Below are 22,280 nucleotides of genomic sequence, written 5' to 3'. Positions count from 1 at the left end.
GCGTGTCGCGTCCCCGGCCCACTCCACGAGGCCCGGACGTCGGAACACCCGGGCCGGACGGCCGGGCGTCGGCTGTCGGCAGGTCCTCGGACTGACGCTCACGCACAGATGTGCGCAAGTACACCGTTGCGGGACAGTTCCGGATTCGCACCGGATTCCCCTGCGGCGACAGCGAGCATGAGCATACATCTAGTGCCGGGTCGCGGTGGCACCCCCACATGTTGTGTCGCGGAGGTGTCGGAGTGTCAGCTCGTAGGTGAGGAGAGTGACGTCGTCCAGGTGCGGCACGGGATTCCAGTCCCGCTCGGGTGTGCGGACGAAACCGAGGCGTTCGTAGATCCGGTGGGCGGCGTGCATGCCCCGCTGGGTCGACAGGACGACGGCCGTGCAGCCCTCCGTGGCCCGCGCGCGGTCGAGGCAGGCGCGCACCAGGGCTTCGCCCGCACCTCGGCCACGGGCCTCGCGCGCGACCGCGAGCGCCCTGATCTCGGCCTCGCCCGAGCGCGCGATGTCGGCGATCGGGCCGGGGCCGGCGACGAAGGTGACCCCGCCGAGGAGCGTGTCGCCGTCCACGGCCACGAGGACCTCGGCGGCGGTCGCGCGGGTCGCGACGTTCTTCAGAACGGGGAGGTACTCGTCGTCCTCGCCGTAGTCGAGGAGGCCGTCCCGGAGGTAGGCCTGGACGGTGATCTCGCCGAGGGCGTCGTACTCGGTCGGCCGTGCCGTGCGGATGCGGATCGTCATGGGCGTGAGTGTGGACGACGGCGGGCCGCCGTGGTGACGTCTTTCCGGCGGCCCGCCGCGGGTCGTCAGGGGGTGCCCGCGCAGGTCCTCGCGCCCCCGACGGGGCGGGTCAGAGGGCGCCCTCCGCCACGGCCGGCGGGAGTTCCCTCTCCACGCCCGGGTCGCCGGCGTCGGCCGTGTAGTCCGCGGCCGTCGTCTCGTCGATGCCCTCCGGGGCCTTCAGGGCCTTCAGGACGAACGTCAGGACCACCGTGACCACCACGTTCATCACGAACGCCGTCAGGCCGATGTAGCCGATCTCACCGATGCCGGGGATCTCCTTGGCCGAGCCCCCGAAGTGCTTCTGGGTGGGGGAGGCCACGCCGTAGGCCGCGGCCGTGCCGTAGACCATGCCCACCGCCCAGCCCGCCAGCAGCGCCCAGCGGTGGAACCAGCGGGTGAACAGGCCGCCGACCAGGGCCGGGAAGGTCTGCAGGATCCAGATGCCGCCCAGCAGCTGGAAGTTGATGGCGACCGTCTTGTCCATGGTGAGGACGAAGACCAGCGCGCCGACCTTCACCAGCAGCGAGACGAGCTTGGAGACCTTGGCCTCCTCCCGCGGTGTGGCGTCCGGCTTGATGAAGTCCCGGTAGATGTTGCGGGTGAAGAGGTTCGCGGCCGCGATGGACATGATGGCCGCCGGGACCAGGGCCCCGATGCCGATCGCCGCGAAGGCCACGCCCGCGAACCAGTCCGGGAACATGTCCTCGAACAGCTGGGGGATCGCCAGCTGGCCGTTGGTGACCTTGACGCCCGCCGCGATGGCCATGAAGCCGAGCAGCGCGAGCAGGCCCAGCATCAGGGAGTACAGCGGCAGGATCGTGGTGTTGCGGCGGATCACGTCCCGGCTGCGGGAGGAGAGCGTCGCGGTGATCGAGTGCGGGTACATGAACAGCGCGAGCGCGGAGCCGAGCGCCAGGGTGGCGTAGGTCCACTGACCGGCCTCGGGTGGCGCCAGCGCCCCGCGTGGTTTGCCGGTGGCCGGATTGACCTGCGCGAAGGCGTGTCCGGCCTTGGCGAAGATGTCGTCGAAGCCGCCCAGCTTGATCGGGATGTAGATGATCGCCACCGCGATGACGAGGTAGATCAGCCCGTCCTTCACGAACGCGATGAGCGCGGGCGCCCGCAGGCCTGAGGAGTAGGTGTAGGCCGCCAGCACGCCGAAGGCGATGAGCAGCGGGAGGTCCTTCACGAACCAGTTGGTGCCGTCGCCGCCGCCGACGCCCATCACGTCGAGCACCGCCTGGATGCCGACGAGCTGCAGCGCGATGTAGGGCATCGTCGCCAGGATGCCGGTCAGGGCGACGGCCAGCGAGAGCCCCTTGGAGCCGAAGCGGCCGCGCACGAAGTCCGAGGTCGTCACGTAGCCGTGCCGGTGGGAGACCGACCACAGGCGCGGCAGGAACGTGAAGATCAGCGGGTAGACGAGGATCGTGTACGGCACCGCGAAGAAGCCGGCCGCGCCCGCCGCGTAGATCGCCGCCGGCACGGCGACGAAGGTGTACGCCGTGTACAGGTCGCCGCCGAGCAGGAACCAGGTCACCCAGGTGCCGAACGACCGGCCGCCCAGGCCCCATTCGTCGAGCGAGTGCTCGTTCTCGGCCTTGCGCCAGCGCGCGGCCATGAAGCCCATGACCGTGACGGCCAGGAAGAAGAAGATGAAGACGCCGAGCGCGACGCCGTTCACGCCGTCCTTCATCGCCGCGCACCCCCGTCCGTGCCGGCCGCCGCCTTGCGGGCGCGCTGCTCGCGCTGCCACAGCTGGTAGGCGGTCATCGTGAGCGCGGTGGAGATCAGCACCCAGAGCATCTGGTACCAGTAGAAGAACGGGATCCCGATGAACGTCGGGTCCGTCTTCGCGTAGGAGCCCACCCACAGCATCGCCACGAAGGGCGCGAGCAGACAGACGGTGATGACCACGCGTATCGGTGTCACCACCGGCTGACTCACTTCAGGTACATCCGACATACCGCGGCTCCGTCCCCTCACCGTTCGCCTGTGTAACGCGCAGGCAATCTAGGTCACGGCGTCGCCGCAGCGGAAGTAGCCGTCCGGCTATCGGTACGTCGATTCTGTGAAGGGCGCGCGGTGTCAGTCCTGCGGGCGCTTGAGGCGGGCCACGAACTTGTAGCGGTCGCCGCGGTAGACCGAGCGCACCCACTCCACCGGCTGGCCGTCGCGGTCCAGGGAGTGCCGGGAGAGCATCAGCATCGGCAGGCCCACGTCGGTGCCGAGCAGGCCGGCCTCGCGCGGTGTGGCCAGCGAGGTCTCGATGATCTCCTCGGCCTCGGCGAGGTGGACGTCGTACACCTCTGCGAGGGCGGTGTAGAGGGACGTGTACTTGACGAGGGAGCGGCGCAGCGCCGGGAAGCGCTTGGCGCTCAGGTGGGTGGTCTCTATGGCCATGGGCTCGCCGTTGGCCATGCGCAGCCGCTCGATGCGCAGCACGCGTCCGCCCGCCGTGATGTCGAGCAGTCCGGCGAGGCGGTCGTCGGCGGTGATGTAGCCGATGTCCAGCAGCTGCGAGGTCGGCTCCAGGCCCTGGGCGCGCATGTCCTCGGTGTAGGAGGTGAGCTGGAGCGCCTGGGAGACCTTGGGCTTGGCCACGAAGGTGCCCTTGCCCTGGATGCGTTCGAGGCGGCCCTCGACGACAAGTTCCTGCAGGGCCTGGCGGACGGTGGTGCGGGAGGTGTCGAACTCGGCGGCCAGCGTGCGCTCGGGCGGGACCGGGGTGCCGGGGGCCTGTGTCTCCGTCATCTCGAGGAGGTGTTTCTTCAGGCGGTAGTACTTGGGCACGCGCGCGGTACGGACGGCTGTCCCGCTCTCGTTCTCCGCACTGCTGACGTCGGTGCTCATGCTCCGCCTTCCCGGCTCCGGATCCGGCCACTTCGTGGCACGGCAGCGTACCGGGACACCCCCTGCACGCTGCGTGATCCCCTCTGTATACCGCCGCGGGCTCTTTTGGTCTAGTCCACCACGCGAGTGGTCTACCGGAATTGTCTCGTCCGCCCCTCGGGTTTTCGAGGGCTTCTTACTTAAAGGTTCCTGCATATGTAGGTCGCATAACGGCTGGTCGGAGCCCATTCGACCACCCTTGACAGGCCTGCTGGTCTGGGCCAAGCTTCCCGCACTGGTCTACACCATTGGTCCAGGTCCCGGCCCAACGCTCGTGCGGGGAGGCGGGGGGGTTTGTGGCATCCCTGAGGAGGGTGGCGTGAAGCGCAAGCTGATAGCCGCGATTGGTATCGCGGGCATGGTCGTCTCCATCGCGGCGTGTGGCAGTGACAACAAGGACGACAACAAGGCGCAGGGGGCGGACGCCAAGGCGCTGACCGTCTGGCTCACCGTGGACGCCCAGAACAACTGGCCCGACCTGGTGAAGGCCGCCGACGCCGCCGTGCAGAAGAAGCACCCGGGAATCAAGATCAAGCACGAGTACTACGGCTGGCCGGACAAGAACACCAAGCTCGACGCGGTCCTCGCCACCGACAAGGCCCCCGACGTGGTCGAGATGGGCAACACCGAGATGCTCGGCTACATGGTGAAGGGCGCCTTCGCTCCCGTCGAGGCCTCCCAGTTCACCAACTCCGGCCAGTGGCTCGACGGCCTCAAGGCCTCGGTCACCTACGACGGCAAGACCTACGGCGTGCCGTACTACGCCGGTGGCCGCGTCGCCAACTGGCGCAAGGACGTCGCCGCCTCGGCCGGCATCAAGACCACGCCGAAGACCTACACCGAGCTGACCGCCGACCTGGACAAGATCCAGAAGAAGGAAGGCGACAAGTTCAGCGCCTGGTACCAGCCCACCCGTGACTGGTACGCGGCCATGTCCTTCGTCTACGACGCCGGCGGCTCCATCGCCGCGGAGTCCGGCGGCCAGTGGAAGGGCAACCTCTCCTCGCCCGAGTCCCTCAAGGGCCTCACCGAGTTCAAGAACGTCATCGACAAGTACATGCACGGTGACAAGACCAAGGACGAGTCCGACCGGTACATCGTCTATGGCCAGGGCAAATCGTCCATGATCTTCGGTGCCGCGTGGGAAGGCGCCACCGCCGCCGACCCGAAGAACGACAAGACCGGCGGCAAGTTGAAGGACAACCTGGTCAACTTCGTGATGCCCGGCCCGTCCGGCAAGAACATGCCGGTCTTCCTCGGCGGTTCCGACCTCGCCATCCCGGTGAAGTCCAAGGCGCAGGGCGTCGCGGCCGAGTGGATCAACGCGTTCACCGGTCCCTCTGGCCAGAAGGGCCTGATCGCCAAGGGCAACCTGCCCAACAACAAGACCGACCTCGCCACCCTGAAGAGCGACCCGGCCACCGAGGTGCCGGCCACCGCGGCCGAGTCCAACTGGTTCGTCCCGATGGCACCGGGCTGGGGCCAGGTCGAGAAGGCCCAGGTCCTGCAGACCATGCTGCAGAACATCGGCACCGGCAAGCAGACGGTCGAGGCCGCCGCGAAGACCGCGGACGCCGCGATCGACAAGGTCATCAACACCAAGTAGTCGGACACCTGCCATGCCTGTCGACGGGGCGGGTCCGGCGGGTGGGTGAGTTCGGAAGGTGCCACGTCGGGTTGCGGGGCGGCTGCGGGTCCGTAGGGTCCGGTCGCGCAGTTCCCCGCGCCCCTGACGGGGCGCCTCAGCCTGACGTTTCTTGAACTGCTTAGGAGCGCGCGATGAGTGCCGCTGATACGACCACACCTGCGAAGGTGCCGGCGCCGCGGTCGGCGCCACCGTCGGGCACCCCGGTACGACCACGGACCGACCGGAGATCCGGCGGACCCGCCGTCCCCTGGCTGCTGCTCGCGCCGTGTCTCGCGATCCTCGGTCTGGTGCTCGGCTACCCTCTCTACCGGCTGGTCACCCTCTCCTTCCAGGAGTTCGGGCAGTCCCAGCTGTGGGGGTTCAAGTCCGCCGACTGGGTCGGGTTCGGGAACTTCTCGGACGTGCTCGGCGACACGGAGTTCTGGCAGGTCGTGCTCCGCACGATCATCTTCGCGGTCGGCAGCGTGGTCTTCACCATGGTCGTCGGCATGCTCATCGCCCTCCTGCTGCAGCGGGTCTCCGGCTGGGTGAAGACCCTGGTCAACATCGTGCTGGTGGCCAGCTGGGGCATGCCGGTCATCGTCGCCACCACGCTCTTCAAGTGGCTCTTCGACTCCGACTACGGCATCCTCAACGCCCTGCTCAGCAAGATTCCCGGAGTCGAGCTGATCGGCCACAACTGGTTCGCCAGCGGCCCCGAGGGACTCGCGGTCATCATGCTCCTGGTGGTCTGGGGAGCGGTGCCCTTCGTGGTCATCACGCTCAGCGCCGGTCTGACCCAGGTCCCGGCGGAGCTGGAGGAGGCCGCCCGCCTGGACGGCGCGGGCGCCTGGGGCGTCTTCCGCTACGTCACGCTCCCGATCCTCAAGCCGATCATCGTGATGCTGACGACCCTCTCGGTCATCTGGGACATGGGCGTCTTCCCGCAGGTCTTCGTGATGCGCGGCGGCCACCCCGAGCCCGAGTTCCAGCTCCTGACGACGTACTCCTACGACCGCGCCTTCGTGGTCAACAACTACGGACAGGGCTCCGCGATCGCCCTGCTCACCGTGCTCCTCCTGCTCGGCGTCGTCGCCGTGTACATGCGCCAGATGCTGAAGATCGGAGAGGTCGAATGAGCACCGCAGCCGCCCGCAGGGGCCCCCGTCTCGGCTGGAACGTCCTCGGTCTGCTGGTCTTCGTCGTCATCGGCTTCCCCGTCTACTGGATGCTGAACACGGCGTTCAAGCCGGCGAAGGACGCCATCGACCCGGACCCGAGCCTGCTGCCCACGGGCCTGACCCTGTCCAACTTCCGCCGCGCCCTGGACATCGCCGATTTCTGGGGCCCGGTGGGCCGCAGCCTCATCGTCTCGCTGTCCGTCGTGGCGATCGGCATGGTCATCGGCCTGCTGGCCGCCCTCGCCATCTCCCGGTTCGCCTTCCGCGGCCGCAAGGTCGTGATCGTCGGCATCCTCGCGGTCCAGATGATCCCGCTGGTCGCCATGATCATCCCGGTCTTCCTGCTCCTCAACGACCTGGACCAGTACGACAAGCTCAGCGGCCTGATCATCACCTACCTGACCTTCATCCTGCCGTTCACGGTGTGGACCATGCGCGGGTTCATCGTCAACATCCCGAAGGAGCTGGAGGAGGCCGCGATGGTCGACGGCTGCTCGCGCACCGGCGCCTTCGTCCGCGTGGTCTTCCCGCTGCTGGCCCCGGGCCTGGTCGCCACCTCGGTCTACGGCTTCATCCAGGCCTGGAACGAGTACCTCTACGCCCTGATGCTGCTCAGCCAGGATCACCAGACCGCGACCGTCTGGCTCGCCAACTTCACCACCAAGCACGGCACCGAATACGCCCCGATGATGGCCGGCTCCACGATGATGGCCGTGCCGATCGTCGTCCTCTTCCTCCTCGTCCAGCGCAAGATGGCCGCGGGCCTGACCGCGGGCGCCGTGAAGGGATAACGCCACCCGATGACGACACTCGCCAGCGGTACGGACACACTCACGCGCGACGCGCTGACGGTCCTCCAGCCCGGCTTCACCGGCACCACCGCCCCCGACTGGCTGCTGCGCCGGCTCGGCGAAGGCCTGGCCGCCGTGGGCCTGTTCGGCCGCAACATCACCTCGCCCGAGCAACTCGCCTCCCTCACCGCGCAGTTGCGCGCCGAACGGGACGACGTCCTGGTGGCGATCGACGAGGAGGGAGGTGACGTCACCCGCCTGGAGGTGCACACCGGCTCCTCCTTCCCCGGCAACCACGCCCTCGGCGCCGTCGACGACACGGAGCTGACCCGCGAGGTCGCCCTCGAACTCGGTCGCCGCCTCGCGGCCTGCGGGGTCAACTTCAACTGGGCCCCGTCCGGGGACGTCAACTCCGACCCGGCCAACCCGGTCATCGGCGTCCGTTCCTTCGGCGCCGACCCGGACCGGGTCGCCCGTCACACGGCGGCCTACGTCACCGGCCTGCAGTCGGCCGGAGTCGCGGCCTGCACCAAGCACTTCCCCGGGCACGGCGACACCGCCGTCGACTCGCACCTCGCGCTGCCCCGCATCGACGCGGCCGCCGACGTCCTGCACACCCGGGAGCTGGCCCCGTTCCGGGCCGCCATCGCCGCGGGCACCCGTGCCGTGATGAGCGCGCACATCCTGGTCCCGGCCCTGGACCCGGCCCGCCCGGCCACGCTGTCCCGCACCGTCCTCACCGACCTCCTGCGCGGCGAACTCGGCTACCAGGGCCTCATCGTCACCGACGGCATGGAGATGCAGGCCATCTCCGCGACCTACGGCATCGAACACGGCAGCGTCCTGGCCGTCGCCGCCGGAGCCGACGCGATCTGCGTGGGCGGCGGTCTGGCCGACGAGGAGACGGTACGACGGCTGCGCGACGCCCTGGTCGAGGCGGTCCGCTCCGGTGAACTCCCCGAGGAGCGCCTCGCGCAGGCGGCGGACCGGGTGCGGTCACTGGCGCGCTGGACGGCGACGACCCACCGGGCCGGATCCGACGCCGCGGCCCCGGACATCGGCCTCGTCGCGGCCCGCCGCGCGCTCGACGTGACGCGCGTCGACCCCTGCCCGCCCCTGACCGAGGCCCCCTTCGTGGCCGTGTTCACCCCGGTGTCCAACATCGCGGTGGGCGCCGAGACCCCGTGGGGCGTGGCGGCGGAACTCTCCCGGCGCCTGCCCGGCACGGAGACGGCCGGCTTCACCGGCGACCACGCGGGTCAGGAGGCCCTGGCGGCGGCGGGCGACCGCAGGATCGTGGCGGTGCTCCGCGACGAACACCGCCACCCCTGGATGACGGCGGCCCTGGACGCGCTCCTGGCGTCCCGCCCCGACACGGTCGTGGTGGAGATGGGCGTTCCCCAGGCCCAGGCCCGAGGCGCCCTGTACATCGCGACCCACGGCGCGGCGCGGGTGTGCGGCACGGCGGCCGCCGAGGTGATCGCGCCCCGCTAGGGCGTCACGCGGGGCCGTGCCCGTGAGCGGCGTCCCCGCCGCCACGGGCACGGCCCCGCGCCCGTCCGGCGGATCCGCTAGATCCCCTGCCAGGCGGGCTTGTTGGCGAACGTGTGCCGGAAGTAGTCCGCGAGCTTCAGCTTGGACGCGGCCGCCTCGTCCACCACCACCGTGGCGTGCGGGTGCAACTGCAGCGCCGACGCGGGACACACCGCGGCGACCGGTCCTTCCACGGTCGCCGCGACCGCGTCGGCCTTCCCCTCGCCCGTCGCGAGCAGCACCAGGTGCCGCGCCTCCAGGATCGTCCCGATCCCCTGGGTGATCACGTGGTGCGGCACCTGCGCGATGTCACCGTCGAAGAACCGCGCGTTGTCCACCCGGGTCTGCTCGGTGAGCGTCTTGATCCGGGTCCGCGAGGCCAGCGACGAGCACGGCTCGTTGAAGCCGATGTGCCCGTCCGTCCCGATCCCGAGCAGCTGCAGGTCCACGCCGCCCGCCCGCGCCAGCGCCTTGTCGTACGCCTCGCACGCGGCCTGCACGTCCTCGGCGGCTCCGTCCGGGCCGAGGAACGCGTCCATCCCGATCCCGAGCGGCTCCAGCACCTCGCGCCGCAGCACCGACCGGTACGACTCCGGATGCTCGGCCGGCAGCCCCACGTACTCGTCGAGCTGGGCTATGCGGGCCCGCGAGGTGTCCGCGGCACCGGACCGCACCGTGGCCGCGAGCGCCTGGTAGACGGGCAGCGGGGTCGAGCCCGTGGCCACCCCGAGCAGCGCGTCCGGCTTGCGGCGGAGCAGCTGGGCCATGGCCTCGGCGATGAGCTCGCCACCCGCGGCGGCGTCCGGAACGATGACAACTTCCACCCTGGGCCTGCCGTTCTGTCTATGTGGTTTAGACCAATCCGATGGGACCAATCTAACAGAACCCACCCCCTTCACCCGGGGAGCGGGCGCAGTGAAAAGGGGACAAGTGTGAGGTTACGCGAATACGCCAGAACGGGTGAATCAAGGAAAAATCCCGCCTGTATACCGGGGTGTCGGAAAATGCCGTGCCCCATCCGGCCCCATGGCCGCTCCCAGCGGGCTACGCTGCGACCGCATCGACTGTGAACAGTCTCCAACGCATGGACACACACCGTGGTCTAGTCCACAATTGCGTACGAGCACTGAAGGAGTACGGCGGGACCGTACGACGCAGTCGCACTCTTCCGTCCTCCCCGCACAGGAGGGCGGACCGAGGAACCGGAGCTCTCTGCCCTGACTGCCCCGGGTCCTCACCTTCGGCCGATCGGGACCGCACACCCCGTGGCCGTTGCTGCTCCGGGCTGCGGTGCCGGGAGGGTTGAGGGTCCCTCCCAGGCGCCGCGGCCCGCGGGTGCTTCCGGGCGCTTTTAGGCCATGAACAGACCCGCGGGTACGCTCGCAGAGTGCCCTCCATGAACGAACTGGTCCGCCAGCACACCGCCCTCGACGACTCCGACCTCGAGTGGCTCCATCTGCTGGTGTCGGAGTGGCAGCTGCTCTCCGACCTCTCCTTCGCCGACCTGGTCCTGTGGGTCCCCACCGAGGACGGCACCCGCTACGTCTCGGTGGCGCAGATGCGCCCCAACACCGGCCCCACCTCCTACCAGGACGACATGATCGGTCACCTGGTCCCGCGGGGCCGCCGCCCGATGCTGGACATCGCCCTGGACGAGGGCCGGATCGTCCGCGAGGGCGACCCGGAGTGGCGGGAGGAGGTCCCCGTACGGGTCGAGTCCATCCCGGTACGGCGCGAGGGCCGGGTCCTCGGGGTCATCGCCCGCAACACCAACCTGCTCACCGTGCGCACCCCGAGCCGACTGGAGCTGACCTACCTCCAGAGCGCCTCCGACCTCGCGCAGATGATCGCTGCCGGATCGTTTCCCTTCCCGAACCAGCAGGTCGACATGGATGCCTCGCCGCGGGTCGGCGACGGTCTGATCCGGCTCGACGCCGACGGCATCGTCCAGTACGCCTCCCCGAACGCGCTCTCCGCCTACCACCGGCTCGGGCTCGCCTCCGACCTGCTCGGCCACCACCTGGGCCGCACCACGGCCGAACTCGCCCCCACCCGCGGCCCGGTGGACGAGGCGCTCGCCAAGGTCGCCAGCGGCTGGGCGCCGCGCGAGTTCGAGATCGAGTCCAGCGACGGCGCGATCCAGTTCCGGGCCATCCCGCTCAAACCCAAGGGCACCCGCATCGGTTCCCTGGTACTGCTCCGCGACGTCACCGAACTCCGGCGGCGTGAGCGCGAGTTGATCACCAAGGACGCGACCATCCGGGAGATCCACCACCGGGTGAAGAACAACCTCCAGACGGTGGCCGCGCTGTTGCGCCTGCAGGCCCGCCGGATCGAGTCCGAGCGCGGCCGGGAGGCCCTGGAGGAGGCCGTCCGGCGGGTCGGCTCGATCGCGATCGTCCATGAGACGCTGTCCCAGAACCTGGACGAGCGCGTGGAGTTCGACGAGATCGCCGACCGCGTGCTGGCGATGGTCGCGGAGATCTCGCCGGGCAAGGTCACCGGCCGGCGCACCGGACGCTTCGGCATACTCGACGCCGAGGTGGCCACCCCGCTGTCGATGGTCCTCACCGAGGTCCTGCAGAACGCCCTCGAACACGGCTTCCGCGAGGGGGAGACCGGGACCGTCGAGGTCGCGGCGGTCCGCGGCGGCACCACCAAGGAGGCGCGACTCCTGGTCACCGTCCAGGACGACGGCGTCGGTCTGCCCGAGGGCTTCGACCCGCACCGCTCCGGCAACCTCGGTCTGCAGATCGTACGAACGCTGGTGGAGGGCGAGTTGGGCGGCACGTTCGACATGGTGCCGGCGCCGGAGCGGGGCACCCGGGTGATCCTCGACGTGCCGGTGCAGCCGCAGAAGTAGTGCGGTCCGCGGCACCGGGGCCGCCGGGCACAGCAAAGAGCCCCGGACCTGGTGGGTCCGGGGCCGTTCGCTCGTTGCTGCTCGTACTAAGCGCATCGGGGGTACTGCGCGCTGCGGCTCGGGGGCGGGAGATGCGTACTCGCTGTACGCGCCGCCAAGCTCAGGCTGTCACGAGGGGTGGGACTTGTCAGGCGGTGGCCTGACGGGCCCGGTTGCGGGCGGCACGGCGCTTCATCGCACGACGCTCGTCCTCGCTGAGACCACCCCAGACGCCGGAGTCCTGACCGGACTCGAGCGCCCACTGCAGACACTGGTCCATGACAGGACAGCGACGGCAGACGGCCTTGGCTTCCTCGATCTGCAGCAGCGCAGGACCGGTGTTGCCGATGGGGAAGAAGAGCTCGGGGTCTTCCTCGCGGCAAACGGCGTTGTGACGCCAGTCCATGGCTGCTACCTCTCCTTGGTATTACATGCACGTTGCTTGTGAATGTGAACGCTTTCACGAATCCCTCAACAAGTGAAGGGCCGACCGCCAGGTTCCCTGGCAGGGGGTCCTGTGAGTTGAAGGGGGATTCCGGTGATCAGCGGACGCCGGTGTTGCGGGCTGTCCCGACCGCCACGTAGAGCCTTGCAAACCTCAGCGACGGATACAACCCCTTCCGGAAAGTTTTTTTTGATTCCTCGGTGTCGACTGGGTCACAGCCGTACTTCCATGGGGTGGATCCTGGCCTAAACGTTCGAGTGAAAGGACTTTGGCCCGTTCCGCTCACACAATCACACGCAGTGCGCGGCGTACGCCTGTGAACGTCACGCTCGTACGCAGTCCTAGGTGGTCGCCGTCCATCTGAAGGGGGAGGGGCACCTTCGAATGCAAGGTGAACTGGTCCAGGTCGTGCAATGAGACGGCGTGCCTGCCATGAGGTCCGCGCTCGGGGGACGAAGTGAGCAACTGGGTGCCATACCGGGCAACCGCGGCGGTCGACAGACGGCTGAGACCGAGTACGTCGATGCCTTTATCGAACGAGGCCTTAGGCGACGTGTACATCGGGCGATTGCCGAGATACGTCCAGGGCGAGGTGTTCGAGACTATCGCCACCACGAGATCGGTGACCGGGTCGGCGCCGGCCCGTTCGAGGGTGATCGTGCCCTGCCGGCGGTGCTGTTCACCGAAGAACTGACGAACGACCTGTCGTACATACAGCGCGTGCGTCGATTTCTTGCCCAGCTCGCGCTGCTGCTCGACCCGGCCGACCACGCCCGCGTCGAAGCCGAGCCCGGCGTTGAAGGTGAACCAGCGGGGCGGTACCGCCTCGTCGGCGGTGCCCGGGGTGCCCGCCGTGAGGCCGAGGCCGACGAGCCGCTCCTGTTTCTCGCGCAGCGCGGCGAGCAGGGCGCCGGTGGCCTCGACCGGGTCGTTCGGCAGGCCGAGGGCGCGTGCGAAGACGTTGGTGGAGCCGCCGGGCACGACCGCGAGTCCGGGCAGCCGGTCCGGGTCGGGGCCGGCGTGCAGCAGGCCGTTGACCACCTCGTTGACCGTGCCGTCGCCGCCGAGGGCCACGACCAGGTCGATGTCCTCGCTCTCCGCGGCCTGCCGGCCCAGGTCACGGGCGTGGCCGCGGTACTCGGTGGTGACGGCCTCCAGTTCGACCTCGCTCGCGAGCGCGTGGATCAGGACGTCGCGCCTACGTGCGCTTGTGGTGGTTGCCGCCGGATTGACCACGAGAAGTGCACGCATGGATTGCAGCGTACCTACTGGGAAGTACCCGGCCCAGGCCGCGTTAGGGATCCGGTAAGAGAAAGGGGCGTGAGCCTGAACACGTGACCCCGCGGGGCGGGGCCGGTGTTTTCGGGCGAGGGCTACCCTTCTGCCGTGAGTGATGCGCCTACGGCTGAGAAGACCGACCTGACCGAGCAACCCCGCCCGAGGCGGCTGACGTACGCGGCCGCGCTGAGCGCGGTGGAGGGGCTCGCGCTGGCGGTCGGCGGGGTGTGGATGCTCGTCCTCGGGCTCACCGGGTCGCCGGACGACCGGGGGCAGGCCGTCACCGGGGGCATCACCGTGCTCGTGCTGGCGCTGCTGCCGCTCCTGGCGGCGCGGGGACTGCTGCTGCGCAGGAGCTGGAGCCGGGGCCCCGCGGTGATCACGCAGATCATGGCGCTGCCGGTGGCCTACAACCTGCTGCAGGCCGACAGCGTGGCCATTCCGGCGGGGATCGTGCTGGCCGTGGTGGCCGTGACGTCGCTGGTGCTGCTGGTCAACTCGGCCACGACCCGGGCCCTGGGGATCAAGGGGCCGGGGCGCAGCGGCTGATGCGGACCTGACGCCGGGGGCTACTCCTCGACGAGCAGCTTCTCGCGGAGCTGGGCCAGGGTCCTCGCCAGCAGGCGGGAGACGTGCATCTGGCTGATGCCGACCTCCTGGGCGATCTGGGACTGCGTCATGTTGCCGAAGAAGCGCAGGAGAAGGATCCGCTTCTCGCGGGGCGGAAGGTCCTCCAGCAGCGGCTTGAGAGATTCGCGGTACTCGACGCCCTCCAGCGCCTCGTCCTCGGCGCCGAGCGTGTCGGCGACCGCCGGGGACTCGTCGTCGGTGTCGGGGACGTCCAGGGACAGCGTGGAGTAGGCGTTGGCCGACTCCAGGCCCTCCAGGACCTCCTCCTCCGAGATCGCGAGCTTCTCGGCCAGTTCATGGACGGTCGGGGAGCGGCCGTGCTGCTGGGACAGCTCCGCCGTGGCGGTCGTGAGCGCGAGGCGCAGCTCCTGCAGCCGGCGCGGCACGCGGACCGCCCAGCCCTTGTCGCGGAAGTGGCGCTTGATCTCGCCGACCACGGTGGGGGTGGCGTACGTGGAGAACTCCACGCCCCGCTCCGGATCGAACCGGTCGACCGACTTGATCAGGCCGATCGTGGCGACCTGGGTGAGGTCGTCCAGCGGCTCGCCGCGGTTGCGGAAGCGGCGCGCGAGGTGCTCCACGAGCGGCAGGTGCATCCGGACCAGCTTGTTGCGCAGCTCCGCGTACTCCTGGCTGCCGTCCTGCATCTTGCGCAGCTCGATGAACATGGCGCGCGCCCCGCTGCGGTCCTGAGGGCCGTGCTGGGTCGCCTGGACGACCTCCGCGGCCAGCGCCTGGTCCTCGGCGTATCGCTCGTGCTCGCTCATCGTCCCGCCCGTCGCCCTTCCGCGAGCCTTCGCCCCGGCCCGGTGCGGAGCCGTGGCCCCGTTCCGGTCGGCCGGGGGCGCGCTCTGCACGGCACCGTCGAGACCGGCGCGTTCGGAGGGTTCCTCCGGATGCGGCCTGGCCTGTTCCGGGATGCCGTCGATGCCGTCAGCCATGCGGCGGGAGCCGGCCTCGGGGTCCTCGCCCCCGGCCGGCATCTCCCGTGTGCCGCGCTCTTCGTCCCGCACCGGCCCGTCCCCGTTCCTCACGCCGGCCCGGGTCCCGCGCCGCGCTGTTTGTAGAGGCTGATCGACACGGTCCTGTCCTCGTCGACGGCCGACGAGACCTTGCCCGCGAGGGCCGACAGCACGGTCCAGGCGAAGGTGTCGCGCGAAGGGGCGTGGCCGTCCGTGGTCGGAGCGGAGACCGTGACCTCCAGCGAGTCGTCGACGAGGCGGAAGACACAGCTGAGCACCGAGCCGGGAACGGCCTGCTGGAGCAGGATCGCGCAGGCCTCGTCCACCGCGATGCGCAGGTCCTCGATCTCGTCCAGGGTGAAGTCCAAGCGGGCGGCGAGACCGGCCGTGGCCGTGCGCAGCACCGACAGGTAGGCACCCGCAGCCGGCAGCCGGACTTCCACGAAGTCCTGGGTCGCGGGCTCGCCTGCGATCTGGGACACCCTCACCTCCATGGTGGTACAAGCATTTCGGGGCCGAGGGTCGCCCCCCGGGGTAACGCACTACGTGGTTCAGCGGTGACGCTACCGCGCTCCGAACTTTTCTGTCCCGGGACCCCAACCCCCTGGCGTCACTCACAGTAAACCTGTGGATACGCTCCGTGTCTAGGGGTCCGGCTCGCCCAATTGGGAAGAGCGCGCGCCGGGTTGACGTACCCCGGCGTCGAACCGTCGAACCGTCGCCACGGCCGACTTCGGCGGCCGTAGTGCAGTCTCACACGAGGACGTGGTCCACGAAGCACCAGCGCCAGTCCTCGCCGGGCTCGAAGGTCCGCATCACGGGATGACCGGACGACTCGTGGTGTCCGGTCGCGTGTCTTCCCGCTGACGAGTCGCAGCAGCCGACATGGCCACAGGTCAGGCAGAGCCGCAGCTGAACGGGGTGCCAGCCCTGGGAGAGGCACTCCGGACAGGTCTCGTTCAGCGGTCGGGGTTCGGGGTGCGGCAGCGCGCCGGCGTGCGTGCACTGTTTCATGATTGCCAGATTACGACGGGTGTGCGGGTGGCCGCGCGGAAAATGAGGGCGGGCGAGGATCATGGACGTGTTGCCACTGCTGTTGCTGGTGGCGGGAAGCGCGACGGTCGCCGGAGCGGCGCGGCGCACCCCGGTGCCCGCGCCCCTGCTGCTGGTCGCCGTGGGGCTCGCCCTCGCGTACATTCCCGGGGTTCCCGACTACACGCTCGACCCGGAGATCGTGCTGCCCCTGGTGCTGCCGCCGCTGCTGTACAAGGAGGGCACCGAGAGTTCCTATCTCGACCTGCGGGCCAACATGCGTCCCGTGGCGCTGCTGTCGGTCGGGTACGTGCTCTTCGCGACCTTCGTGGTCGGCTGGGCCGCCTACGTGATCGTGCCCGGCCTGCCGCTGCCCGCGGCGCTGGCGCTCGGCGCGGTGCTGGCGCCCACGGACGCCGTCGCGGCCGCCGCGATCGCCCGCCGGGTGGGCCTGCCGTCCCGCCTCACCACGATCCTCCAGGGCGAGTCCCTGCTGAACGACGCCACCGCGATCACCGCCTACCGGGTGGCCGTCGCGGCCGCCATCGGCGAGGGCGCCTCCTGGCTGCACGGGGTCGGCGAGTTCCTGGTGGCCGCGATCGGCGGTGTGCTGGTCGGCCTGGTGCTGATGGTGCCGATCCACTGGCTGCGCACCCACCTCAAGGAGGCCCTCCTCCAGAACACGCTGTCGCTGCTGATCCCGTTCGTCGCCTACGGCGTCGCCGAGCAGCTGCACGCCTCCGGTGTCCTCGCGGTCGTCGTGGTCGCCCTCTACCTGGGCCACCGCGCCTGGGAGGTCGACTTCGCCACCCGCCTCCAGGAGGACGCGGTGTGGCGGATGGTCGCGTTCCTGCTGGAGTCGGCGGTCTTCGCACTGATCGGACTGCAGCTGCCCGTCGTCCTGAAGGGTCTCGGCGCCTACCGGGGCATCGACGCCGGCTGGTACGCGATCGCCCTCTTCCTCGTCGTGGTCGCGGCCCGGTTCGTATGGGTCTACCCGGCGGCCGTCGTGCCGCGCCTGCTGTCCCGGCGGATCCGCGAACGGGAGGGGGACTTCACCTGGAGAACGCCCGTCGTCGAGGGCTGGGCCGCCATGCGCGGCGTCGTCTCGCTGGCCATCGCCTTCTCGATCCCGCTCACCCTGCACGACGGCAGCCCCTTCCCGCAGCGCAACCTCATCCTCTTCCTCACCTTCACCACCGTCATCGGCACCCTGGTGGTGCAGGGCCTCAGCCTGGCCCCGCTGATCCGGCTGATGAAGTTCCCGCCCCGGGACGTCCAGGCGGAGACCCTCGCCGAGGCCAACGCCCAGGCACAGGCGTCCCGTGCGGCCGAGAGCCGCCTCGACGAACTCCTTTCCGACGAGAGGAACGAACTGCCGCCACCGCTCGCCGACCGGCTGCGCACGGTCCTGGAACGCCGCCGCAACGCCGTCTGGGAACGCCTCGGCCAGACCAATCCGGTCACCGGCGAGTCGGTCGACGACACCTACCGGCGGCTGTCCCGCGACATGATCAGCGCGGAACGCGAGGTCTTCGTCCGTCTCCGCGACCACCGCTACATCGACGACGAGATGCTCCGCACCCTGCTGCGCAGGCTGGACCTGGAGGAGGCGGCGGCCTACCGCGAGACCGCCTGAGGATCCGCGACGAAAGCCCCGGTCAGGCGGTGATCACCGCCGCCAGCCGGGTGCCGCGCGGCCACCGGCCCTCGGCGGTCAGCTCGACAAGGCCATACAGCAACTTGGCGACATACAGCCGCTCCACCGCCAGTCCGTGGCGGTCCTCGAAGTCCCGCGCGAAGCACTCCAGTTCGGGCGTCGTGCGCGCGTACCCGCCGAAGTGGAACCGCTCGTCGAGGGACCAGTCGCCGCGCCGCGACCCGAACGCGTCCCGCTGCAGCCGCTCCGTCTCCGCGGCCAGGAACCCGCCCCGCAGCACCGGCACCCCCAGCGCCCGCTGTCCCGCGCCCAGCCCGGCCGCGAGCCCGGCCAGCGTGCCACCGGTCCCGCAGGCGAGCGCCACCACGTCCGCCCGTCCGCGCAGTTCCTCGCCGAGCGCCCGGCACCCGCGCACCGCGGCCGCGTTGCTGCCCCCCTCCGGCACCACGTACGCGTCGGCCGCCCCGGCCGCCCGGACCAGCGCGGCCAGCACCTCCGGCTCGGCCTTGCGCCGATACGTCGACCTGTCGACGAAGTGCAGACGCATGCCGTCCGCCGCGCACCGCGCCAGCGAGGGATTCAGCGGCCGCCCGGCCAGTTCCTCGCCCCGGACCACGCCCACCGCCGGGAAACCGAGCAGACGTCCGGCCGCGGCCGTCGCCCGCAGATGATTGGAGTACGCACCGCCGAAGGTGAGCACCGGCCGCCCGGCCGCCGCCTCGATGTTCGGCACCAGCTTGCGCCACTTGTTGCCGATCAGCTCCGGGTGGATCAGGTCGTCCCGCTTGAGCAGGAGCCGGACGCCACGGCGGGCGAACCGGTCGTCCGTCACCTCCTGGAGCGGGGACGGGAGCCGGGGAGCGAGTATGTCGGCGCTGGTCACGCCGTCATTGTCGCCCCGGGTACGGGCGCGGGGTCACGTCAGCCGGTCCCGGACACGCCCGCGCAGCCAGGCCATCGTGAAACCGCGGGGGTCCACCTTCCCCGGCTGCCACTCCCGATGGCCGATCACCGAGCGCTCGGTCCAGCCGTGCCGCCGGCACACCGCCGCGGCCACCTTCTCGACCGCCTCGAGCTGCGCCTCGGGCCAGGGGTCCTCGCCGTCGCCCAGGTTCTCGCACTCGAAGCCGTAGAAGTGCCGGTTGCCGTCGGTGTCGGCCTCGTTGTCCGGGGGCAGCGCCCTCTCGGCGATCACGGCGCGCAGGACGTCGTCGTCGCCCGCTCCCGCGTGGTTGGCGCGGCCGTGGCCGACGAGGTGGACCGTGCCGTCCTTGGCGATGACGCCGTGACAGAGCGGACCGGGCAGGCCGGGCCGGCCGTCGCGGCAGATCCGGACCGTGTGCGCGGTGCCCCGGGTCGCCGTGTGGTGGATCATCACACCGTGGACCGGGCCCCAGGGCCCCTTGTGGTTCCGGTTGTGTTCCCTCCAGTCGCCGACCTCGACGACCGTGACACCCTCGCTCCGCAACGCGTCGAGGAAGGCGTCCGCGGACATGGGTGGCGCCATGACCGCCTCCTTCGCTTCCGTACCAGTTCATGCCTGTTCACACATGTTCATGTCTGCTCGTGCCGAACATCCTCCCCAGGACGGGGGTCCGGGCCGGCCTCCTCGCGGGTGTTCGGATCGCGTGCGATCCGATCCGGACAAGTCGCCATATCGTGGGCCTGTCGTGTGACTATTCGCCCGGCATGCCCACCTGTCCGATGATCTATTCCCGCTCTTTCGGGTAATGGTCCCGGCACACTCCGTGATGACAGGGTGGCCGACGAGACCGATGCGCGGGCAGTTCGGCGTCCGTGCAGGTATGGGAGGGCATTTCCTTATGTCGGTAGGCGAAGAGGTCCGCACGGATCAGGGCAAGCCGCAGCAGTCCCTGGACACCGCGGCCGCGCGGAACCTGGCCACCACGACCAAGTCCGCACCCCAGATGCAGGAGATCAGCTCCCGCTGGCTGCTGCGGACACTGCCCTGGGTGGACGTCCAGGGCGGCACGTACCGAGTGAACCGGCGACTCACCTACACGGTCGGCGACGGCCGTATCACGTTCCTGAAGACCGGGGACCGGGTCGAGGTCATCCCCGCGGAGCTGGGCGAACTGCCCGTCCTGCGGTCGTACGAGGACCAGGAGGTGCTGGGGGAGCTGGCGCAGCGCTGCCGCCAGCGCGACTTCGCCGCGGGCGAGGTCATCGCCTCGTTCGGCAGTCAAGCGGAGGAGGTCTATCTGCTGGCCCACGGCCGGGTCGAGAAGATCGGCACCGGCCCGTACGGCGACGACGCGGTGCTCGGCGTCCTCGCCGACGGCGCGCACTTCGGCGAGCAGGGCCTCATCGACCCGGACGCCATCTGGGAGTACACCGCCCGCGCGGACACGGCCTGCACCGTGCTGACCCTGTCCCGGCAGGACTTCGAACAGGTCGCCGAGCGCGCCGACTCGCTGCGCGAGCACCTGCAGCAGCTGCGCGCGATCCCCGAGCAGCGCACCAACAAGTTCGGCGAGAAGGAGGTCGCCCTCGCCGCCGGCCACAGCGGCGAACCCGAGATCCCGCACACCTTCGTCGACTACGAGGCGCGGCCGCGCGAGTACGAGCTGAGCATCGCCCAGACCGTGCTGCGCATCCACACCCGGGTGGCCGACCTCTACAACCAGCCGATGAACCAGACCGAGCATCAGCTGCGGCTGACCGTCGAGGCGTTGAAGGAGCGCCAGGAGCACGAGCTGATCAACAACCCGGAGTTCGGCCTCCTCAGCAACTGCCAGTACGACCAGCGGCTGCAGCCGCACGACGGCGTGCCCAGCCCCGACGACATGGACGAGCTGCTCAGCCGCCGCCGCGGCACCAAGCTCTTCCTCGCCCACCCGCGCGCGATCGCCGCCTTCGGCCGTGAGCTCAACAAGCGCGGACTGGTCCCCGAGTCCGTCGAGGTCGGCGGCAACCGCATCCCGACCTGGCGCGGCGTCCCGATCTACCCGTGCAACAAGATCCCGGTCTCCGACGCCAGGACCACCTCGATCATCGCCATGCGTACGGGCGAGGACGACCAGGGCGTCATCGGCCTGCGCCAGTCCGGCCTCCCGGACGAGATCGAGCCGAGCCTGTCCGTGCGCTTCATGGGCATCAACGAGCAGGCCATCATCAACTACCTGGTCACGGCCTACTACTCGGCGGCCGTCCTGGTCCCCGACGCGCTCGGCGTGCTGGAGAACGTCGAGATCGGCCGCTGGAGGTGACGTTTCCGCACTTCGCGGCCGTGTCCCCGCCCTCCGGGGCGGGTACACCCTCGGGGTACGTGCGAAGCCGGGGCGCAGACGCCACCGCGTGTGCACTCCGTGAGGGGGAGGCCATGGCCGAGTTCGTGACGGAGCGCCAGGAGCAGCGTGCCTCGGAGCCGGCATCGGAGTCGGCCGAGTCCTCGGACGGGGCCGAGGCGGCGGCCGTACTGGAGCGGGCGCGGGCGTCCGTCGACCCCGAACTGCACGCGGCCGTCGACTCGTTGCCCGGTGCGATCCGGCGGATCGTGCGCTACCACTTCGGGTGGGAGCACGCGGACGGTTCGCCGGCGGAGGGCGACGCGGGCAAGGCGGTGCGGCCCGCGCTCGTCCTCGCCGCCGCCGAAGCGCTCGGCGGACCGGCGGCCCGCACGGGGGCCGTCCGGGCCGCCGCGGCCGTGGAACTGGTGCACAACTTCACGCTGCTGCACGACGACGTCATGGACCGGGACACCTCCCGCAGGCACCGGCCCACCGCGTGGACCGTGTTCGGCGACGCCGGCGCGATCCTCGCCGGGGACGCGCTGCAGGCGCTGGCCCTGCGGCTCCTCGCGGAGGACCCGCACCCGGCGTCCGGTCCCGCCGCCGTCCGGCTCGCGCAGTGCGTCCTCGAACTCTGCGCCGGCCAGCAGGCGGACACGGCCATGGAGGACCGGGCCCCCGGCGAGGTCACCCTCGACGAGGTGCTCGTCATGGCCGAGGCCAAGACCGGCGCACTGCTCGGCTCAGCCTGCGCCATCGGCGCGCTGTACGCGGGGGCGGCGGACGAGGTGGCCTCGCTCGACGCGTTCGGCAGGCAGGCCGGGCTCGCCTTCCAGCTGATCGACGACGTCATCGGGATATGGGGTGATCCACGGCGCACCGGCAAGCCGGCCGGCGCGGACCTGGCGGCCCGCAAGAAGTCCCTGCCGGTCGTCGCGGCGCTCACCTCCGGCCATCCGGCCGCCGAGGAACTAGCCGTCCTCTACGCCGGGCCGCGGGTGCCGGCCGACGCCGACGAGATCGCGCGCACCGCGCTGGCCGTGGAGCGGGCGGGCGGCCGGGACTGGGCGCAGGCCGAGGCCGCCGACCGGATGGCCCGCGCGATGCAGGAACTCGCCCGGGCCGTTCCCGACCCCGAGTCGGCGGGCGGTCTGCTCGCGCTCGCCGAGTTCGTGACGCGGCGCAGCAGGTGAAGACCCCGGAACCCCCGGAACCACGCGGCTCCTGACCCCGCACGGCTCCCGGGGGCTCCGGCCCAACGGGTCCCGCACATCCCCACGACGTGCGGGGCCCGCCGTTTTCCGCGCGGC

21 protein-coding genes and 1 riboswitch are annotated in these 22,280 nt (G+C 70.3%); of the genes, 9 read left to right on the top strand and 12 right to left on the bottom strand.

Going from position 1 to position 22,280, the window contains the following annotated elements; genetic code table 11:
- Positions 1-59 precede the first annotated feature (59 nt).
- A riboswitch (cobalamin riboswitch) is annotated at positions 60-192 on the bottom strand.
- From ACIRQ9_RS20950 to ACIRQ9_RS20935, 4 genes are all read right to left on the bottom strand, one after another.
- Positions 190-744: a GNAT family N-acetyltransferase gene (locus tag ACIRQ9_RS20950; protein WP_404175255.1), complete on the bottom strand. Its 555-nt coding sequence runs from the start codon at positions 742-744 to the stop codon at positions 190-192. Its footprint overlaps the riboswitch before it by 3 nt.
- 109 nt (positions 745-853) lie before the next feature.
- The gene (gene mctP, locus ACIRQ9_RS20945; protein ID WP_404175252.1) at positions 854-2,482 is read right to left on the bottom strand and encodes a monocarboxylate uptake permease MctP; all 1,629 of its coding nucleotides are present in this window, start codon (positions 2,480-2,482) and stop codon (positions 854-856) included.
- Positions 2,479-2,751: a DUF3311 domain-containing protein gene (locus tag ACIRQ9_RS20940; RefSeq protein WP_404175249.1), complete on the bottom strand. Its 273-nt coding sequence runs from the start codon at positions 2,749-2,751 to the stop codon at positions 2,479-2,481. Before ACIRQ9_RS20940 ends, mctP begins: the two co-directional genes overlap by 4 nt.
- Before the next feature lie 123 nt (positions 2,752-2,874).
- Positions 2,875-3,639, bottom strand: coding sequence for a GntR family transcriptional regulator (locus ACIRQ9_RS20935; RefSeq protein WP_351321733.1), 765 nt, complete (start codon positions 3,637-3,639; stop codon positions 2,875-2,877).
- Positions 3,640-3,997: 358 nt separating this feature from the next.
- On the opposite strand from ACIRQ9_RS20935, the gene ACIRQ9_RS20930 reads away from it, so the two are divergent.
- The 4 genes from ACIRQ9_RS20930 (at position 3,998) to ACIRQ9_RS20915 (ending at position 8,771) form a co-directional block, all read left to right on the top strand.
- Complete coding sequence (locus tag ACIRQ9_RS20930; RefSeq protein WP_404175246.1) at positions 3,998-5,284, top strand: extracellular solute-binding protein; 1,287 nt, start codon at positions 3,998-4,000, stop codon at positions 5,282-5,284.
- A gap of 173 nt (positions 5,285-5,457) precedes the next feature.
- On the top strand, positions 5,458-6,444 hold the full coding sequence (locus ACIRQ9_RS20925; RefSeq protein ID WP_404175243.1) for a carbohydrate ABC transporter permease: 987 nt from the start codon (positions 5,458-5,460) through the stop codon (positions 6,442-6,444).
- Positions 6,441-7,277, top strand: a complete 837-nt coding sequence (locus ACIRQ9_RS20920; protein ID WP_404175240.1) for a carbohydrate ABC transporter permease — start codon at positions 6,441-6,443, stop codon at positions 7,275-7,277. The genes ACIRQ9_RS20925 and ACIRQ9_RS20920 overlap by 4 nt, the downstream gene beginning before the upstream one ends.
- Positions 7,278-7,286: 9 nt before the next feature.
- Positions 7,287-8,771 (top strand): glycoside hydrolase family 3 protein, encoded by a 1,485-nt coding sequence (locus ACIRQ9_RS20915; protein ID WP_404175238.1) that lies wholly within the window; start codon positions 7,287-7,289, stop codon positions 8,769-8,771.
- Between the two features lie 77 nt (positions 8,772-8,848).
- Here ACIRQ9_RS20915 and nagB read toward each other — a convergent pair whose 3' ends face one another.
- On the bottom strand, positions 8,849-9,634 hold the full coding sequence (nagB, locus tag ACIRQ9_RS20910; RefSeq protein WP_404175236.1) for a glucosamine-6-phosphate deaminase: 786 nt from the start codon (positions 9,632-9,634) through the stop codon (positions 8,849-8,851).
- A 572-nt stretch (positions 9,635-10,206) separates the two neighbouring features.
- Between nagB and ACIRQ9_RS20905 the strand changes: the two genes are divergently transcribed.
- Positions 10,207-11,673, top strand: coding sequence for a sensor histidine kinase (locus ACIRQ9_RS20905; RefSeq protein ID WP_404175234.1), 1,467 nt, complete (start codon positions 10,207-10,209; stop codon positions 11,671-11,673).
- Positions 11,674-11,860: 187 nt separating this feature from the next.
- On the opposite strand, the gene ACIRQ9_RS20900 is transcribed toward ACIRQ9_RS20905, so the two are convergent.
- Together ACIRQ9_RS20900 and ACIRQ9_RS20895 are read right to left on the bottom strand one after the other, a co-directional pair.
- Complete coding sequence (locus ACIRQ9_RS20900) at positions 11,861-12,118, bottom strand: WhiB family transcriptional regulator (protein WP_010353616.1); 258 nt, start codon at positions 12,116-12,118, stop codon at positions 11,861-11,863.
- A gap of 321 nt (positions 12,119-12,439) precedes the next feature.
- A complete protein-coding gene (locus ACIRQ9_RS20895; protein WP_404175230.1) occupies positions 12,440-13,408 on the bottom strand; it encodes a diacylglycerol/lipid kinase family protein in 969 nt (322 codons plus the stop codon).
- A 135-nt stretch (positions 13,409-13,543) separates the two neighbouring features.
- Between ACIRQ9_RS20895 and ACIRQ9_RS20890 the strand changes: the two genes are divergently transcribed.
- A complete protein-coding gene (locus tag ACIRQ9_RS20890; RefSeq protein WP_404175227.1) occupies positions 13,544-13,984 on the top strand; it encodes a hypothetical protein in 441 nt (146 codons plus the stop codon).
- 20 nt (positions 13,985-14,004) lie between these two features.
- On the opposite strand, the gene ACIRQ9_RS20885 is transcribed toward ACIRQ9_RS20890, so the two are convergent.
- From ACIRQ9_RS20885 to ACIRQ9_RS20875, 3 genes are all read right to left on the bottom strand, one after another.
- Positions 14,005-15,048 carry an RNA polymerase sigma factor SigF gene (locus ACIRQ9_RS20885; RefSeq protein WP_404175764.1) on the bottom strand — a complete coding sequence of 348 codons (1,044 nt, stop codon included), beginning with the start codon at positions 15,046-15,048 and terminating at the stop codon, positions 14,005-14,007.
- Between the two features lie 47 nt (positions 15,049-15,095).
- Positions 15,096-15,509 carry an anti-sigma factor gene (locus ACIRQ9_RS20880; RefSeq protein ID WP_006136266.1) on the bottom strand — a complete coding sequence of 138 codons (414 nt, stop codon included), beginning with the start codon at positions 15,507-15,509 and terminating at the stop codon, positions 15,096-15,098.
- A 271-nt stretch (positions 15,510-15,780) separates the two neighbouring features.
- Positions 15,781-16,041 carry a UBP-type zinc finger domain-containing protein gene (locus ACIRQ9_RS20875; protein ID WP_404175224.1) on the bottom strand — a complete coding sequence of 87 codons (261 nt, stop codon included), beginning with the start codon at positions 16,039-16,041 and terminating at the stop codon, positions 15,781-15,783.
- A gap of 61 nt (positions 16,042-16,102) precedes the next feature.
- On the opposite strand from ACIRQ9_RS20875, the gene ACIRQ9_RS20870 reads away from it, so the two are divergent.
- A complete protein-coding gene (locus ACIRQ9_RS20870; protein ID WP_404175221.1) occupies positions 16,103-17,698 on the top strand; it encodes a Na+/H+ antiporter in 1,596 nt (531 codons plus the stop codon).
- 22 nt (positions 17,699-17,720) lie between these two features.
- Here ACIRQ9_RS20870 and ACIRQ9_RS20865 read toward each other — a convergent pair whose 3' ends face one another.
- Positions 17,721-18,602: a 1-aminocyclopropane-1-carboxylate deaminase/D-cysteine desulfhydrase gene (locus tag ACIRQ9_RS20865; protein WP_404175218.1), complete on the bottom strand. Its 882-nt coding sequence runs from the start codon at positions 18,600-18,602 to the stop codon at positions 17,721-17,723.
- A gap of 33 nt (positions 18,603-18,635) precedes the next feature.
- Positions 18,636-19,226 (bottom strand): N-acetylmuramoyl-L-alanine amidase, encoded by a 591-nt coding sequence (locus tag ACIRQ9_RS20860; RefSeq protein WP_404175215.1) that lies wholly within the window; start codon positions 19,224-19,226, stop codon positions 18,636-18,638.
- A 316-nt stretch (positions 19,227-19,542) separates the two neighbouring features.
- Here ACIRQ9_RS20860 and ACIRQ9_RS20855 point away from each other — a divergent pair, with 316 nt between their 5' ends.
- Both ACIRQ9_RS20855 and ACIRQ9_RS20850 read left to right on the top strand, forming a co-directional pair.
- Complete coding sequence (locus ACIRQ9_RS20855; RefSeq protein WP_362643828.1) at positions 19,543-20,949, top strand: family 2B encapsulin nanocompartment shell protein; 1,407 nt, start codon at positions 19,543-19,545, stop codon at positions 20,947-20,949.
- A 113-nt stretch (positions 20,950-21,062) separates the two neighbouring features.
- On the top strand, positions 21,063-22,163 hold the full coding sequence (locus ACIRQ9_RS20850; protein ID WP_404175212.1) for a family 2 encapsulin nanocompartment cargo protein polyprenyl transferase: 1,101 nt from the start codon (positions 21,063-21,065) through the stop codon (positions 22,161-22,163).
- The last annotated feature ends 117 nt before the right edge of the window (positions 22,164-22,280 follow it).

This window comes from Streptomyces sp. NPDC101237, from assembly GCF_044767465.1.
Lineage (GTDB): Bacteria > Actinomycetota > Actinomycetes > Streptomycetales > Streptomycetaceae > Streptomyces > Streptomyces gramineus.
The sequence above is the reverse complement of the archived record's forward strand: the minus strand, read 5'-3'. Positions and strand labels throughout refer to the sequence as shown.

Coding starts and splice junctions, on each gene's coding strand:
- ACIRQ9_RS20950 (WP_404175255.1), bottom strand. CDS start 744: ATGACGATCCGCATCCGCACGGCACGGCCGACCGAGTACGACGCCCTC.
- mctP (WP_404175252.1), bottom strand. CDS start 2,482: ATGAAGGACGGCGTGAACGGCGTCGCGCTCGGCGTCTTCATCTTCTTC.
- ACIRQ9_RS20940 (WP_404175249.1), bottom strand. CDS start 2,751: ATGTCGGATGTACCTGAAGTGAGTCAGCCGGTGGTGACACCGATACGC.
- ACIRQ9_RS20935 (WP_351321733.1), bottom strand. CDS start 3,639: ATGAGCACCGACGTCAGCAGTGCGGAGAACGAGAGCGGGACAGCCGTC.
- ACIRQ9_RS20925 (WP_404175243.1), top strand. CDS start 5,458: ATGAGTGCCGCTGATACGACCACACCTGCGAAGGTGCCGGCGCCGCGG.
- ACIRQ9_RS20920 (WP_404175240.1), top strand. CDS start 6,441: ATGAGCACCGCAGCCGCCCGCAGGGGCCCCCGTCTCGGCTGGAACGTC.
- ACIRQ9_RS20915 (WP_404175238.1), top strand. CDS start 7,287: ATGACGACACTCGCCAGCGGTACGGACACACTCACGCGCGACGCGCTG.
- ACIRQ9_RS20905 (WP_404175234.1), top strand. CDS start 10,207: ATGAACGAACTGGTCCGCCAGCACACCGCCCTCGACGACTCCGACCTC.
- ACIRQ9_RS20900 (WP_010353616.1), bottom strand. CDS start 12,118: ATGGACTGGCGTCACAACGCCGTTTGCCGCGAGGAAGACCCCGAGCTC.
- ACIRQ9_RS20895 (WP_404175230.1), bottom strand. CDS start 13,408: ATGCGTGCACTTCTCGTGGTCAATCCGGCGGCAACCACCACAAGCGCA.
- ACIRQ9_RS20885 (WP_404175764.1), bottom strand. CDS start 15,048: ATGCCGGCCGGGGGCGAGGACCCCGAGGCCGGCTCCCGCCGCATGGCT.
- ACIRQ9_RS20875 (WP_404175224.1), bottom strand. CDS start 16,041: ATGAAACAGTGCACGCACGCCGGCGCGCTGCCGCACCCCGAACCCCGA.
- ACIRQ9_RS20870 (WP_404175221.1), top strand. CDS start 16,103: ATGGACGTGTTGCCACTGCTGTTGCTGGTGGCGGGAAGCGCGACGGTC.
- ACIRQ9_RS20860 (WP_404175215.1), bottom strand. CDS start 19,226: ATGGCGCCACCCATGTCCGCGGACGCCTTCCTCGACGCGTTGCGGAGC.
- ACIRQ9_RS20855 (WP_362643828.1), top strand. CDS start 19,543: ATGTCGGTAGGCGAAGAGGTCCGCACGGATCAGGGCAAGCCGCAGCAG.
- ACIRQ9_RS20850 (WP_404175212.1), top strand. CDS start 21,063: ATGGCCGAGTTCGTGACGGAGCGCCAGGAGCAGCGTGCCTCGGAGCCG.